The sequence below is a fragment of the Aquabacterium sp. TM01 genome (assembly GCF_057808345.1).
Genome location: NZ_AP046529.1, coordinates 1,460,154 through 1,474,745, shown reverse-complemented (window position 1 = coordinate 1,474,745; position 14,592 = coordinate 1,460,154). Strand labels below are relative to the sequence as shown.

13 protein-coding genes and 9 tRNA genes are annotated in these 14,592 nt (G+C 64.9%); 4 read left to right on the top strand and 18 right to left on the bottom strand.

The features are described 5' to 3' along the window. The first annotated feature begins 28 nt into the window (after positions 1 to 28). Positions 29 to 325: a GNAT family N-acetyltransferase gene (locus AC3WW4_RS06845; protein WP_428019957.1), complete on the top strand. Its 297-nt coding sequence runs from the start codon at positions 29 to 31 to the stop codon at positions 323 to 325. A gap of 60 nt (positions 326 to 385) precedes the next feature. Here AC3WW4_RS06845 and AC3WW4_RS06840 read toward each other — a convergent pair whose 3' ends face one another. Then, on the bottom strand, positions 386 to 1,711 hold the full coding sequence (locus tag AC3WW4_RS06840) for a 3-deoxy-D-manno-octulosonic acid transferase (RefSeq protein WP_488827630.1): 1,326 nt from the start codon (positions 1,709 to 1,711) through the stop codon (positions 386 to 388). Positions 1,712 to 1,756: 45 nt separating this feature from the next. After that, entirely contained in the window at positions 1,757 to 3,145 is a 1,389-nt protein-coding gene (locus AC3WW4_RS06835) for a phosphomannomutase/phosphoglucomutase (RefSeq protein WP_488827628.1), read from the bottom strand. Positions 3,146 to 3,294: 149 nt separating this feature from the next. On the opposite strand from AC3WW4_RS06835, the gene AC3WW4_RS06830 reads away from it, so the two are divergent. From AC3WW4_RS06830 to AC3WW4_RS06820, 3 genes are read left to right on the top strand one after another with little or no spacing between them, the layout of a single operon-like run. Then, a complete protein-coding gene (locus tag AC3WW4_RS06830; RefSeq protein WP_488827626.1) occupies positions 3,295 to 4,215 on the top strand; it encodes a DMT family transporter in 921 nt (306 codons plus the stop codon). 11 nt (positions 4,216 to 4,226) lie between these two features. Next, positions 4,227 to 4,460, top strand: a complete 234-nt coding sequence (locus AC3WW4_RS06825) for a hypothetical protein (RefSeq protein WP_488827624.1) — start codon at positions 4,227 to 4,229, stop codon at positions 4,458 to 4,460. Continuing rightward, positions 4,457 to 4,957 (top strand): MaoC family dehydratase, encoded by a 501-nt coding sequence (locus tag AC3WW4_RS06820; protein ID WP_488827622.1) that lies wholly within the window; start codon positions 4,457 to 4,459, stop codon positions 4,955 to 4,957. Before AC3WW4_RS06825 ends, AC3WW4_RS06820 begins: the two co-directional genes overlap by 4 nt. Before the next feature lie 130 nt (positions 4,958 to 5,087). Here the strand turns inward: AC3WW4_RS06820 and AC3WW4_RS06815 are convergent. The 16 genes from AC3WW4_RS06815 to accD all read right to left on the bottom strand — a co-directional run bounded on the left by AC3WW4_RS06815 (position 5,088) and on the right by accD (position 14,592). Continuing rightward, a tRNA-Asp gene (locus AC3WW4_RS06815) sits at positions 5,088 to 5,164 on the bottom strand. Positions 5,165 to 5,215: 51 nt separating this feature from the next. Then, a tRNA-Glu gene (locus AC3WW4_RS06810) sits at positions 5,216 to 5,291 on the bottom strand. A gap of 86 nt (positions 5,292 to 5,377) precedes the next feature. After that, positions 5,378 to 5,453 (bottom strand) — tRNA-Ala (locus tag AC3WW4_RS06805). 91 nt (positions 5,454 to 5,544) lie between these two features. Next, a tRNA-Asp gene (locus AC3WW4_RS06800) sits at positions 5,545 to 5,621 on the bottom strand. A gap of 51 nt (positions 5,622 to 5,672) precedes the next feature. Further along, positions 5,673 to 5,748: transfer RNA gene (locus AC3WW4_RS06795), tRNA-Glu, on the bottom strand. 86 nt (positions 5,749 to 5,834) lie between these two features. After that, positions 5,835 to 5,910, bottom strand: a tRNA-Ala gene (locus AC3WW4_RS06790). A 91-nt stretch (positions 5,911 to 6,001) separates the two neighbouring features. Next, positions 6,002 to 6,078, bottom strand: a tRNA-Asp gene (locus AC3WW4_RS06785). Between the two features lie 51 nt (positions 6,079 to 6,129). Continuing rightward, a tRNA-Glu gene (locus tag AC3WW4_RS06780) sits at positions 6,130 to 6,205 on the bottom strand. Positions 6,206 to 6,269: 64 nt separating this feature from the next. After that, positions 6,270 to 6,345: transfer RNA gene (locus AC3WW4_RS06775), tRNA-Ala, on the bottom strand. Positions 6,346 to 6,533: 188 nt separating this feature from the next. After that, on the bottom strand, positions 6,534 to 7,943 hold the full coding sequence (gltX, locus tag AC3WW4_RS06770; RefSeq protein WP_488827620.1) for a glutamate--tRNA ligase: 1,410 nt from the start codon (positions 7,941 to 7,943) through the stop codon (positions 6,534 to 6,536). Further along, positions 7,940 to 9,226 carry an O-succinylhomoserine sulfhydrylase gene (locus AC3WW4_RS06765; protein ID WP_488827618.1) on the bottom strand — a complete coding sequence of 429 codons (1,287 nt, stop codon included), beginning with the start codon at positions 9,224 to 9,226 and terminating at the stop codon, positions 7,940 to 7,942. Before AC3WW4_RS06765 ends, gltX begins: the two co-directional genes overlap by 4 nt. A gap of 18 nt (positions 9,227 to 9,244) precedes the next feature. Next, positions 9,245 to 10,774 carry an amidophosphoribosyltransferase gene (purF, locus tag AC3WW4_RS06760; RefSeq protein ID WP_488827616.1) on the bottom strand — a complete coding sequence of 510 codons (1,530 nt, stop codon included), beginning with the start codon at positions 10,772 to 10,774 and terminating at the stop codon, positions 9,245 to 9,247. 37 nt (positions 10,775 to 10,811) lie between these two features. Then, complete coding sequence (locus AC3WW4_RS06755) at positions 10,812 to 11,339, bottom strand: CvpA family protein (protein ID WP_488827614.1); 528 nt, start codon at positions 11,337 to 11,339, stop codon at positions 10,812 to 10,814. 22 nt (positions 11,340 to 11,361) lie between these two features. Beyond that, positions 11,362 to 12,180, bottom strand: a complete 819-nt coding sequence (locus AC3WW4_RS06750) for an SPOR domain-containing protein (protein ID WP_488827612.1) — start codon at positions 12,178 to 12,180, stop codon at positions 11,362 to 11,364. Between the two features lie 39 nt (positions 12,181 to 12,219). Then, on the bottom strand, positions 12,220 to 13,605 hold the full coding sequence (gene folC, locus AC3WW4_RS06745; protein WP_488827610.1) for a bifunctional tetrahydrofolate synthase/dihydrofolate synthase: 1,386 nt from the start codon (positions 13,603 to 13,605) through the stop codon (positions 12,220 to 12,222). 111 nt (positions 13,606 to 13,716) lie between these two features. Next, positions 13,717 to 14,592, bottom strand: coding sequence for an acetyl-CoA carboxylase, carboxyltransferase subunit beta (gene accD, locus AC3WW4_RS06740; protein WP_488827608.1), 876 nt, complete (start codon positions 14,590 to 14,592; stop codon positions 13,717 to 13,719).

Here is a 14,592-nt window from a genome sequence, read left to right as displayed (position 1 = left end):
GCCACCCATCTTTCAGGAAGCGTTTCCCATGACTCCCTCGACACCCCTGACCATCGTCCACCACCCCGAGCTCGGGCGCTTCGAGACCATCGTGGATGGTTTGCGCTGTGAGGCCGACTACCACCTGTCCCAAGGCGTCATGCACCTGACGCACACCGGCGTCCCCCCCGCACTGGAAGGCCGTGGCATCGCGGCCCAGTTGGTGACAGCGGCCCTCACCTGGGCACGGGCCCAGGGCCTGCGCGTCAACCCGGTGTGCAGTTATGTGGCCGTGTACATCCGCCGTCACGCCGAATGGCAGGATCTGCTGCCGACCACCCCTTGACGGTGCGAATCACCGTGTGCAAGGCCTGAGCGCGGCTTGAACGAGGCCGCAGCGTTGGCCTCAGTCGGCGCGGGCTGCGGCCCAGATGGCCTCGGCCATGGCCTGCGCTGCCCCACGGTGGGCCTGCGCAAACCCCAGCGCACGCGCCGACATCGGTCCCTGCACGGCCGGCTCGCACACGCGCAGCGCCTGCGCCACGCCTTCAGCCCAATCGGCCACCCGCAGCGCCGCACCCGCCTGTTCACTCAAGACCGCCGCCTCGGCAAAGTTGAAGGTCGAAGGTCCCATCACCACCGGGCAGCCACAGGCCGCCGCCTCGATGAGGTTCTGCCCGCCCAAGGGCGCAAAACTTCCGCCCAACAAGGCCACACGCGCCGCCGCGTAGTAGGCCGGCATCTCGCCCATCGAATCCCCCAGCCAGACGTCGGCTGACTGCGCGGCCGCATCGGGCATGCCCTGCGACCAGGCACTGCGGCGCGACAGACTCCAGCCCGCCTCCCGCACCAGCGTGGCCACCTCGTCAAAGCGCTGCGGATGGCGGGGCACGATCCACAAGCGCGGGCGATGTTCATCCGATGCCAAGCTGGCGCACGCCGCCTGCCAGGCTGCCAACAAGCCCGGCTCTTCACCCTCGCGCGTGCTGGCGGCCAGCACCAGCGGGCGTGCACTGGCCGCTTGCCAAGCTCGCCCCAGCGCCAGCAGCGACGCCGCCGGCGTCATGTCAAACTTCACATTGCCGGCCACGCGCACCCGCGGCGCGCCCATGCGCATCAGGCGCTCGGCATCTTCGGGCGTCTGCGCCAGGCACAGGCTCATGGCCTGAGCCGCCGGGCGCATCAGCGCGCCCACGCGCAGTCCCTGCTTCAGGCTTTTCTCGCTCAGGCGTGCGTTGGCCAACACCATCGGCACCCCGGCGCAACGCGCCTCGTGCTGCAGATTCGGCCACACCTCGGTCTCCATCAGCACGCCCACTTGCGGACGGTGCAAGCGCAGGAAACGCCGCACCGCGCCGGGGGTGTCGTAAGGCAACCAGGTCTGCAGGTCACCCTCTTGCAGCAAGGCGCGGCCGGCCTCACGGCCCGTCGCCGTCGTGTGCGTCAGCAACAGACGCATGCCAGGACGTTGCGCCCGCAAGGCCTGAACCAAAGGCGCGGCCGCACGGGCCTCGCCCAGCGACACCGCGTGCAACCACAGCACCGGACGCCCCGGGGCACGCCGCACCGCCTCACGATAGGCACGTCCATACCAGCCCAGCCGCCACGGCCAGTCGGCACGGTAGGCCGGCTCCTCGCGCCCACGTGCCCACACCCGCCACAGGTAGGCCGGCGTGCCCAGGCGCAACAGCAGGCTGTAAGCCTGGCGGGCCAGCCAGAGCTTCAATGCCACATCGTTCGGCTCAGAATCACGCAAACCAGACAGCCCGTCTCGCCCTCAGTGCGCCGAGGCGCCCAGGTGGGCATCGGGCTTGACGGCCAGCACGGCGGCCATGAAGTGCGCCTGGATGCGTGCCAGCGCCTCGGGCGTCTGGCCCTCGAAGCGCAGCACCAGCACCGGCGTCGTGTTCGACGCACGCACCAGGCCAAAGCCATCCGGATAGTCGGCGCGCAGGCCGTCGATCGTCGTCAGCTCGGCGCCTTCAAAGCGCGCCGTCTGGCGCAGCTTCTCGATCACCTCATGGTGCTCGCCCTCGGCGCAAGCCACGTTCAACTCGGGCGTGCTGAAACTGGTGGGCAAGGCATCGAGCACGGCGCTGGGGTCGGCCACCTTGCTCAGGATCTCCAGCAAGCGACCGGCCGTGTAGGTCGCATCGTCAAAGCCATACCAACGCTCGGCAAAGAAGATGTGACCGCTCATCTCGCCGGCGAACGGTGCGCCGGTTTCCTTGAGCTTGGCCTTGACCAGCGAATGCCCGGTCTTGTACATCACCGGCACGCCGCCGGCCGCACGCACGGCCATGGCCAGCTGCTGGCTGCACTTGACGTCGTAAATGATCTGACCGCCCGGCACGCGCGTCAGCACGTCGCGCGCAAACAGCATGATCTGACGGTCAGGGAAGATGTTGTTGCCCTCACGGGTCACCACACCGAGGCGGTCGCCGTCACCGTCAAAGGCCAGGCCCAGCTCGGCACCGTGCTCTTTCACCGCGGCGATCAGGTCGCGCAAGTTCTCGGGCTTGGAGGGGTCCGGATGGTGGTTGGGGAAATCGCCATCCACTTCCGAGAACAGCTCGATCACCTCACAGCCCAGCGCCCGCAGGATGCCGGGCGCCGATGCACCGGGAATGCCGTTGCCCGAGTCCACCACGATCTTCATCGGGCGGGCCAGCTTGCAGTCACCGATGATGCGCTGCGTGTACTCGGCCAACACGTTCAGCTCGCTCAAGGCGCCGCTGCCCTGCACATAATCTTCAGCCTCAATGCGCTGGCGCAGGCCCTGGATGTCGTCACCGTAAATGGCGCGACCGGCCAGCACCATCTTGAAGCCGTTGTAGTCCTTGGGGTTGTGGCTGCCGGTCACCTGAATGCCGCTGTGGCAGCCCTGCTCTCCGCGCGTGGCGGCCACGTAGTACAGCATCGGCGTGGTCACCGCGCCCAAGTCGATCACGTTGATGCCGGTGCTGCGCAGGCCGGCGATCAGGGCGGAACTGAGCGAAGGCCCCGAGACGCGACCATCACGCCCAACGGCCACGGCCTTTTCACCCAGCTTCAGCGCCTCGGTCCCGAAGGCTCGGCCCAGGTGCTCGGCCATCGCCTCGCTCAAGGTCTGACCGACGATGCCCCGGATGTCGTAGGCCTTGAAAATGGAAGCGGCAACTTGCATGGCAGTCTTTCGTTCGTGGAGCGTGATGACAGATGGCGATTTTAAGGACTGCACCTGCCACTTTGCCCTCACAGACCGATAACTTGCACAAACCCCGCGATTCAAGGTCGGCTGCACGGTGGCTGCCTTGCCGCTACGATGTGAGGGATATGACATTTCGCGACATGTTGGCCATGCTGGCCTTGGCTGCCGTCTGGGGCGGCTCCTTCCTGTTCCTGCATGTCGCTGCGCCCGTGGTGGGCCCGGTGGGCCTGGCGGCCTTCCGCGTCAGCTCGGCCGTGTTGTTGCTGCTGCCCATCGTCTTGCTCAAACGCGACGGCGCGCAACTGCTGCGCTCTGCCCGGCCTTTGCTGGTCTGCGGCCTGCTGGCGTTCGGCCTGCCCTTCCTCTGCCTGAGTGTGGCCGCGCGCCACCTGCCTGCGGGCCTGATGTCCATACTCAACGCCACCACCCCCATGTGGGGCGCGTTCGTCGGCTGGTTATGGCTGCGTGAGCGCATGCACCTGACGCGCAGCTTGGGCCTGACCCTCGGCCTGCTGGGTGTCGCCCTGCTGACTGCCGACAAAGGCGCCATCCCGCCCGGTAAAGGCAGCCTGCTGGCCGTCGCCTTGATGCTGTGCGCGACACTGTCGTACGCCTTGTCGGTGCATGTGGCCCGCCGCCACCTGCACGCCCTCAGCCCGCTGAGCAACGCCACTGGCACGCTGTGCATGACGGCGCTCGTGATGATCGGCCCAGCCCTGTGGCTCGGCCCCCAACCGGTGCCTCCGCACACGGCCCACTACTGGCACGAGGTCCCCGGGACGGTGTGGTTTGCCTTGCTGGCCCTGGGCATTGTCTGCACCGGCCTGGCGCAGATCGTGTTCTTCCGCCTGATCGGACGCATTGGCCCCAATCAGGCCCTCACCGTCACCTTCCTGATCCCGGTTTTTGGCATGCTGTGGGGCGCGCTCTTCTTGAATGAGCGCATCACCAGCTGGATGCTGCTCAGCACCGTCGTCATCGCCTTGGGCACCTGGCTGGCCAACCGCCCTGCGCCCCTGCGCAGCCCGCCGCCGGTCCACCCCTAGCCGCCACCGCCATGACTGCCGTTCGCAAGAAAAAGCTCACGCAACAGCCTCCGCTGGTCGTGCCGGGACTCAAACCCCGCAATCCGCTGGTGGCCCCCGCCTTGCAGCGCAAAGCCGGCGCGCACCAGACGCCGCAGAGTCTCAAGGCGAAGGAGCGCGCCGAGGCCCGCCGCGCCATCGAGCGCAGCCTGCGCGAAGAGATCAAATTCAAACCCACTCACCCACGTCACAAGGACAAGCCATGAGTCAGGCCGAAACCGGCACAAGCACCTCGTCACCCCGCTGGTACTGGGAAGACTTCACCCCCGGGCTGAGCATGACCTTCGGCCCGCGCGAAGTGGGCCGCGACGAGATCGTCCAATTCGCCAGGGATTTCGATCCTCAACCGTTCCACCTCGATGAGGAGGCCGGCAAGGCCTCGCTGTTTGGTGGTCTGGCCGCCAGCGGCTGGCACACCGCAGGCATCGTCATGCGCATGATGTGCGATGGTTTCATCCTCGATTCCAGCAGCCTGGGCTCACCCGGACTGGATTCGCTGAAATGGCACAAGCCGGTGCTGGTGGGTGACGCGCTGCGTGCCCGCATGACCGTGCTCGACAGCCGCCCCATGAAGAGCAAGCCGCATGTTGGTCTGGTGCAGACGCGCTGGGAAGCCCTCAACCAGCGTGACGAGATCGTGATGACGATCGAGAGCTGGGCCATGTTCGGTCGCCGCACGCCGGGCGCTGCGGTACAGGCCTGATCGCTCGGGCAGGCCTGCTTGGCCTGCCCTGTCTGGCCCCCTTGGCGCACACACCGAGCGCACCACCTCCAGCCAAGGTTCGCGCCAAGCAAAAAGCCCTGACGCTTGCGCATCAGGGCTTTGCATTTTTTGGCGGAGTGGACGGGACTCGAACCCGCGACCCCCGGCGTGACAGGCCGGTATTCTAACCAACTGAACTACCACTCCGCAGTGGCTGACGTCTGTGCTTGCTTACGCAAACCAAGCGCCGTCAAAACTTGGCGTCCCCTAGGGGATTCGAACCCCTGTAGTCACCGTGAAAGGGTGGTGTCCTAGGCCTCTAGACGAAGGGGACTCCGTCAAACTAACTTGTCGCTGATTGTACCTGCCTCGCTACCGGCTTGTCGCCACCGTGACCCGCACGCGACACACGCGGGTGATTGGTGGAGGTAAGCGGGATCGAACCGCTGACCTCTTGCATGCCATGCAAGCGCTCTCCCAGCTGAGCTATACCCCCTCATGCTTGCGCAATCGGGGCGCCAAACTGGCACCGAGACTGATCCATCAACAAAGGTGTCGCTGTGTCACCAGCAGCACCTGAAATACCTTGGCGGAGTGGACGGGACTCGAACCCGCGACCCCCGGCGTGACAGGCCGGTATTCTAACCAACTGAACTACCACTCCGCAGTGGCTGACGTCTGTGCTTGCTGTCGCAAACCAAGCGCCGTCAAAACTTGGCGTCCCCTAGGGGATTCGAACCCCTGTAGTCACCGTGAAAGGGTGGTGTCCTAGGCCTCTAGACGAAGGGGACTCCGTCAAAACAAATTGTCTGCTGATGATTCAACCCGTCGCCGCCTGTCGCCACCATCACGACAGGTACCAACCTGTCGGCGTCTTTGGTGGAGGTAAGCGGGATCGAACCGCTGACCTCTTGCATGCCATGCAAGCGCTCTCCCAGCTGAGCTATACCCCCTCATGCTTGCGCACTCAGGGCGCCAGACTGGCACCGAGACTGATCCATCAACAAAGGTGTCGCTGTGTCACCAGCGGCACCTGAAATACCTTGGCGGAGTGGACGGGACTCGAACCCGCGACCCCCGGCGTGACAGGCCGGTATTCTAACCAACTGAACTACCACTCCGCAGTGGCTGACGTCTGTGCTTGCTTGCGCAAGCCAAGTGCCGTCAAAACTTGGCGTCCCCTAGGGGATTCGAACCCCTGTAGTCACCGTGAAAGGGTGGTGTCCTAGGCCTCTAGACGAAGGGGACTGAATCCTTCATGCAACCTGATCGACGCTTTACCTGGCAACCTCAGCAACCTGACCACCTGTGATGGTGGAGGTAAGCGGGATCGAACCGCTGACCTCTTGCATGCCATGCAAGCGCTCTCCCAGCTGAGCTATACCCCCGTCAGGATTTGCACCCTTTCGAGCTGCCCGGCTGCTTCGTTCATTCAAACAAAGCGTCGTTCAAGCGAGACTGAGAGTATATACCGAAACTTTTACCGTCATCAAGAGCTTGCAAAAAACTTGGGGCTGTCGATGCGATGCGACACCCTCGTGCGACGCCCTGTCCCAGGCGCCACACGAAGAGGGCCTCAGGTCGAAGTGCGCGCCAGACGCGCGAGCACGTCATCGCGCTCGAACAACGCCAGCACAGCATCCACCGAAGGCGTCTGCGAGCGCCCACATACCAGCAGGCGTACGGGAATGGCCAATTGCGGCATCTTCAAGCCAGCTTCCTTCAAGGTGTCCTTGATGGCCTGGCTGATGGCGTCCTTCTCCCATGCCACACTCTCCAGACGCTTGGCCAAGGCCAGCACGGCGGGACGGGTCACCTCGGTCAACTGGGCGGCCAGCTCTTCCGCCGGGGCGTGGAGGTGCTGCACATACATCGTCAGCCACTCCATCAGCTCGATGGTGGTGGCGCAGCGGTCCTTGAACAGCGCGCACAAGGCCGTCAGCTTGTCGCCTGTTTGCAACGCCGCCGGCAAGGTCACGCCATGGCGGACGAATTGCTCGCGCACCAGGCCCGCCAGCATGGCGTCGTCGGCGGTCTTCATATGCTGCTGGGCCACCCAGCGCAGCTTGGCCTCGTCGAACTGACCGGCGCTCTTGCCCAGGTGATCCAGGTTGAACCACTCGACCAGTTGCTGACGCGAGAAGATCTCGTCGTCGCCGTGGCTCCAGCCCAGGCGGGCCAGGTAGTTCACGATGGCGTCGGCCAGATAGCCTTCGTCGCGGTACTGCGTGACGGCCTTGGCGCCGTGGCGCTTGCTCATCTTCTCGCCCTGCTCGTTGAGCACGGTGGGCAGGTGGGCGTACACCGGGGGCTCCTGGCCCAGTGCGCGCAGGATGTTGATCTGGCGCGGGGTGTTGTTGACATGGTCGTCGCCACGGATCACATGGGTGATGCCCATGTCCATGTCGTCCACCACCACGCAGAAGTTGTAGGTGGGCGTGCCGTCGGGGCGGGCAATGACCAGGTCATCGAGCTCGTCGTTGCTGATCTCGATGCGGCCCTTGACCTTGTCATCCCACACCACCGAACCACCTTGCGGGTTCTTGAAGCGCAGCACGGGCTTGACGCCTTCCGGCACCGGCGGCAAGGTCTTGCCGGGCTCCGGACGCCAGGTACCGTCGTAGCGCGGCTTTTCCTTGTTGGCCATCTGGCGCTCACGCAGAGCGTCCAGCTCGGACGTGGACATGTAGCAGGGATAGACCAGGCCCTGGTCCTGCATCTCCTGCAGCACGACCTTGTAGCGGTCCATGCGCTGCATCTGGTAGTACGGACCCTCGTCGTGGTTCAGGCCCAACCAGGCCATGCCTTCAAGGATGACGTCCACGGCTTCTTGCGAGGAGCGCTCGACATCGGTGTCTTCGATGCGCAGGATGAACACACCCTGGTTGGCGCGCGCAAAGGCCCAGGGGTACAAGGCCGAGCGGATGTTGCCCAGGTGGATGAAGCCCGTGGGAGACGGGGCGAAACGGGTGCGAACTTGGCTCATACGTTCAAGGTGTCCAGACCGCGGGCCAGATCGGCCTTGAGGTCGTCAATGTGTTCGAGGCCCACGGCCACGCGGATCATGCCTTGCGTGATGCCCGCGGCCAGGCGCTGGGTTTCACTCAGGCGACCGTGCGAGGTGCTGGCCGGATGGGTGATGAGAGTCTTGGTGTCGCCCAGGTTCGACGTGATCGAGCACAGACGGGTCTGGTCGATCGCGTGGAACGCGGCTTGGCGCAGACGCAGCGAGGCTTCGTCCAGACCCGCCGGACCGGTCCCGGTGATGTCGCCCACGACCGGCTTGACAGTGAAGGAGACCACCGCGCCGCCACAACCATTTTGTTGCGCCATCGCGAGGTCGTGCTGCGGATGGCTGGGCAGACCGGGGTAGTAGACCGTATCCACACCGGGCTGCTGCTCCAGCCACTGGGCCAGCTTCAGGGCATTGGCACTTTGCGCTGCCATGCGGATGGAGAGCGTTTCCAGCCCCTTGAGCACCACCCAGGCATTGAACGGCGACAGCGACATGCCTGCCCCGCGCAAGGCGGCCATCAGCGGACCATTGATGATGGCATCCGGCCCGCACACGGCACCGGCGAGCACGCGCCCTTGCCCATCCAGGTACTTGGTTCCGGAGTGCACGATCAGGTCGGCGCCCAGCTTGACGGGCTGTTGCAAAGCGGGTGTGCAGAAGCAGTTGTCCACGGCCAGCAATGCGCCCGCCGCATGGGCAATGTCCGCCAGAGCGCGGATGTCGCACACCTCGGTGAGCGGGTTGCTTGGGGTCTCGGCAAACAGCAGCTTGGTGTTGGGCTGCATGGCGTCGCGCCACTGCTGCACATCGGTCTGCGACACGAAGGTGACCTGCACGCCGAACTTGCCGAACTGGTTCTGCAGCAGCGAGATGGTGGAGCCGAACACGCTTTGCGAGCACACCACATGGTCGCCCGACTTGAGCAAGCCCATGAGCAGCAACAAGATGGCGCTCATGCCACTGGCCGTGGCAATGGCCGCTTCGGTGCCTTCGAGCGCGGCCAGCCGGCGCTCGAACATCATCGTCGTCGGGTTGGTGAAACGCGAGTAGACGAAGGCTTCCTCTTCGTTGGCAAAGCGCGCCGCCGCCGTGGCCGCATCGGGGTGGTTGAAGCTGCTGGTCAGGAACAGCGCTTCGGAGTTTTCACCCCATTGCGTGGCGGGCAGGCCTTCACGCACCGCCAGCGTCTCGATGCGCGCATCGGCCGGTAGTTCCTTGCGAGGCAATGTCTTCTTGGTATCAGGCGAGGTCATCGGCACACTCCGCTTCGCTCATTCTTCTTGCTTGTTCGGCAGGGCCAGACGCGAGTTGCTGGCATCGTCCTCGCCCTTTTGCGTCAGGCGTTGCGACTGGATGGCCGCAAAGTCTGCGACGCTCACGTCACCGGTGACATACACGCCATCGAAGCACGAGGCTTCGAAGCCCTTGATGGCCGGATTGAGCTTGCCCACGACCCGCTTCATCGCATCCACGTCCTGGTAAATCAGGGCGTCGCAGCCAATGATCTGGCGAATCTCTTCCGTCGTGCGGCCATGGGCCACCAGCTCGGTCGAGGTGGGCATGTCGATGCCGTACACATTGGGGAAGCGCACCGGGGGAGCTGCCGAGGCCAGGTAGACCTTGTTGGCGCCGGCCTCGCGGGCCATCTGCACGATTTCCTTGGACGTGGTGCCGCGCACGATGGAGTCATCGACCAGCAGCACATTGCGACCCTTGAACTCCATGCCGATGGCATTGAGCTTCTGACGCACCGACTTCTTGCGCACGCCCTGCCCCGGCATGATGAAGGTGCGGCCCACGTAGCGGTTCTTCACGAAACCTTCGCGATAAGGCTTGCCCAGCTTCTGCGCCAGCTGCATCGCAGAGGGACGGCTCGATTCCGGAATGGGAATGACCACGTCGATTTCGGACGGCGGCATGGTCGAAATCACGCGCTGGGCCAGGGTCTCACCCATTTCCAGGCGGGCCTGGTAGACCGACACGCCATCGATCACCGAATCGGGACGGGCCAGGTAGACGTACTCGAACATGCAGGGGTTGAGCACGGCATGGTCGGCACACTGCTCGGCGTGCACCACGCCATCGAGGTCGATGAACAGGGCCTCGCCCGGCGCGACGTCGCGCACGAAGCGGTGGCTGGTGCCTTCCAGGGCCACGGATTCGCTGGCCAGCATCACCTCGCGGCCATCCGGCAGATCAGCCTCGCCGTAGCACAGCGGACGGATGCCGTAAGGGTCGCGGAAAGCCAGCATGCCGTAGCCGGCGATCAGGCAGATCACGGCATAGGAGCCCTTGATGCGCTTCATGACCGCACGCACCGCCTGGAAGACGGCCGCAGGGGTCAGGGGCAGCTCACGTCCAGCCAGCTCCAGCTCGTGAGCCAGCACGTTGAGCAGCACTTCGGTGTCGCTGTCGGTGTTGAGGTGGCGACGGTCGATGGCGAACAGGTCCTCACGCAGGGCGTGGGCATTGGTCAGGTTGCCGTTGTGCACCAGCACCAGGCCGAACGGCGCATTCACGTAAAAAGGCTGCGCCTCTTCTTCGTTGAAGGCGTTACCTGCGGTCGGGTAACGCACCTGACCCAAGCCCACAGTGCCCGGCAGAGCGCGCATGTTGCGGGTGCGGAACACGTCCTTCACCATGCCGCGGGCCTTGTGCATGAAAAACTTGCGACCGTGCGCATCCGGTCCGGCCGTCACGATCCCCGCCGCATCCTGACCACGGTGTTGCAGCAGCAACAGCGCGTCATAGATCAACTGGTTGACGGGCGCCTTGGAAATCACACCAACGATGCCGCACATGGTTCACCTCTTCCGAAAAAACAAAGCTCAAGTCGTATCAAGATTGCGCGGGCAGGAACTCGATCACCTGCTCGGGCAAGACGGGGCGAAGCCCCTCCAACAAAATTTCCAACCAATGGACGCCCGTGGATGCCAACCAGGGCTCCCACTGTGCCAAAGGCGTGGCGCGCACGATGGTCACGAGCACCAGGGCAACGAGCACCCCGCGCATCAGACCAAACACCGCTCCAAAAAAACGATCTGCACCGCCCAAGCCGGACTCTTTGATCACCTGGGTGACCGCCCAGGTCAGCACCGCCCAACCCAGCCAGGACGCCACGAACACCACGACCATGCCGGCCGCCGCATTCATCTGCGAGCCCGGCGTGCCCACGGGCACCCAGAGTCCCGCTTGCGGCCCGAACCACTGGGCCATGAAGTAGGCCACGGCCCACCCCAGCAGCGCCATCACTTCCTTGATCAGTCCACGCCAGATGCCCACCACCGTGGACAGGCCCAAGCCAACCAACAACATGAGGTCGATCAACGACCACTCGCCTGCTGTCACCGTGTTCACGCTGTCCATGCGGAATGGGGCCTCGACCGGTTCACAGCGTCAACACCGCGCCACCGAGGCCGGCCTTGCGCAAACTCGCCAGCACCTTCTCGGCTTCGGCACGGTTGGCATAGGGCCCCATGCGCACCCGGATGCGCGTGCCCTGGGGCGTTTTGACTTCCTGCATATACGTCTTAAGCCCCAGTCGCTCCACCTTCATCCGCGCCTCGTGCGCCGTGATGCCATCGGAGAACGCGCCGAACTGCACCACGTAACGTGCCCCATCCGCCTCAACGGACTTGCTCGGCTTGGCTTCGGCCTTGGGCTCGGGCTTCGGCTCCGCCTTGGGTTTGGGCTCGGGCCGGGGTTCGGGCTTGTGTTCAGGCTTGGCTTCGGCCTTAGGCTCGGGTTTGACCACAGCCTTGGACTCCGGCTTGGGGGCGGGCGGGGTTGCCACCTGAGGCGCGGGGGTCGAACGTACCGGCGGCGCGGTACTGACGATCTCTTCCCCCCCCTCGTCACCCTCTGGGGACGCTTGCTGGGACACGGGGCCATCGGCCACCGGCGGCGTCTCCGCCGGCACCTGCACCATGGCCACCTTGCCCGCGGGACGGATCTCACCCCGACCCTCGCCAGCGTCACCCGCACGCACCATCTGAACGTCTTGCGACATCGGGCGGGGCTGCGTCTCGAACAGCCAGGGAAAACCGATGATCCCAGCCCCCACCAGCACCACCATCCCGATCAGGCGACGACGGGCCCGCACTCGGGTGGCCTCGACATCGGACGCGGACAAAGGTGGCTGCTCCGGCTCAGGCTGAGCCGAGTCGGCCTTGCCACGCAAGCGCTGGAGGAAGGAAGGCAAAGGCATGCTGGTTGCTCAGTCGGACAGAATGTAAGGAACGCAGGCTTACTCGGTTTTTGACTGCAGATGCGGCGCGTTGAGCTTGGGCAAGCCCTCATGCAGCACCCCCCCCACGGTGTAGAAGGAGCCGAAAACCACAATTCTATCCGTCGGGTCTGCGCCAGCCAGCGCGGCGGTCAGCGCGGCCATGGGATCGGCGTGGGTGCTCACGGTCGCTTTCGGGGCCGTGACCAGCGGACGCGCCGCGATGTCCGCCTCGATCACCTGCTGCAACTGAGCCGCTGGGGCCGCCCGGTCGGTGGGCAGGTCGCAGCAATACCAGGCGTCCACCAGGGGCCGCAAACGTGTGACCATGCCGGCGAGGTCCTTGTCGGCCATCGCCCCCCACACCACATGGGTTCGCGGGAAAAAACCCATCTGATCAAGATTGGCCGCCAGGGTCGCCGCCGCATGCGGGTTGTGCGCCACGTCCAAGATCAAGGTGGGCTGCCCCGGAATGATCTGGAAGCGGCCCGGCAATTCCACTGTGGCCAAGCCCGTACGCACGGCCTGCGCCGACACCGGCAAGCGGTGGCGCACGGCCTCCAGGGCCGCCAACACCCCCGAAGCATTGAGCAGCTGGTTGGCGCCACGCAAAGCCGGATAGGCCATGCTGTTGAAACGCTTGTTGCGCCCCCCCCAGGACCACTGCTGGCGGTCGCCCGCGTAGTTGTGATCACGGCCGAACAGCCACAGGTCCGCCCCCAGTTGCTGGGCATGGTCGATGACACTCTGCGGCGGCTGGGGGTCGGACACCACCGCCGGGCGACCGGCACGCATGATGCCGGCCTTCTCACGGCCAATGGCCTCGCGGTCCGGCCCCAGGTAATCCATGTGGTCCAGGTCGATGCTGGTGATGAGGGCGCAGTCGGTGTCGATGACGTTGACGGCATCCAGGCGACCGCCCAGGCCCACTTCCAGAATCACCGCATCCAGCTCGCTCGACGCCAGCAGACGCAAGATGGCCAGGGTGGTGAACTCGAAATACGTCAGGGCCGCATCACCCCGCGCCGCTTCGATGGCGGCAAAGTGCGGCACCAACTCATCGGCCTTGACCAGCTCGCCCATGATGCGGCAACGCTCTTCAAAGTGCACCAGGTGCGGCGAGCCATACACGCCCACCCGGAACCCTGCCTTGAGCAAGATGCCTTCGAGCATGGCGCAGGTCGAGCCTTTGCCATTGGTGCCCGCCACCGTGAACACCACCGGTGCGGTGCGCTCCTCGTCTTCCAGCCCCAGGGGCGTGCCCAGCACCACCCCAGTCCGTGCCCACACCTCGGCGACGCGCGCCAGGGTCAGGTCGATGCCAGCGGGGTGCAGGCGCTCGCAATGCGACAACCAGTCGTCCAGCGTGCGCAAAGCAGGGGGTGAATCAGGCAGGTTCGGGGTCATGGGGCACACGTCTCATTCGGAAACAAAACGGGCTGCACTCAACGCAGCCCGCCTGTCAAAGCCCGGCCACCTGTGTGGCGTGCCCGGGCTGGGATCATCAACACATCACGCTCACGCCGAGACGGCATCCGTCGGCAAACGCTGCAGCATCGCCAGTTGACGAGCGATGTTCGCCCGCAGTTCGCGGCGGTCCATGATCATGTCAACGGCACCCTTTTGCATCAGGAACTCGGCGCGCTGGAAGCCTTCAGGCAGCTTCTCGCGCACGGTGTTCTCGATCACGCGGGGGCCGGCAAAGCCGATCAATGCCTTGGGCTCGGCGATCACGATGTCACCGACAAAGGCAAACGAGGCGGACACGCCGCCCATGGTCGGGTCGGTCAGAACGCTGATGTAAGGCAGTTTGGCCTTGGCCAGACGGGTCAGGGCCGCGTTGGTCTTGGCCATCTGCATCAGGCTCAACAGACCTTCCTGCATGCGTGCACCACCGGTCGCGGTGAAGGAGACGAAGGGCACCTTCTGGTCCACAGCCGCCTCCACACCGCGCACGAAGCGTTCACCCACCACGGAGCCCATCGAGCCGCCCATGAAGTCGAACTCGAAGCAGGCCGCGATCAGCGGGATGCTGTGCACCGAGCCACCCATCACGATCAGGGCATCCGTCTCGCCGGTGGCTTCCATGCCCTGCTTCAGGCGCTCGGGGTACTTGCGGCTGTCCTTGAACTTCAGGGCGTCGATGGGCAGCACTTCCTGGCCCAGCTCATAGCGACCTTCCGCATCCAGGAAGGCATCCAGGCGGGCGCGGGCGCCAATGCGGTGGTGGTGGCCACACTTGGGGCACACGTTCACATTGGCTTCGAGATCGTTCTTGTACAGAACGGTCTCGCAGGATGGGCACTTGATCCACAAGCCTTCCGGGACCGAGCGTCGCTCGGACGGATCGGTCGGGTTGATCTTGGGGGGCAACAGTTTTTCAAGCCAGCTCAT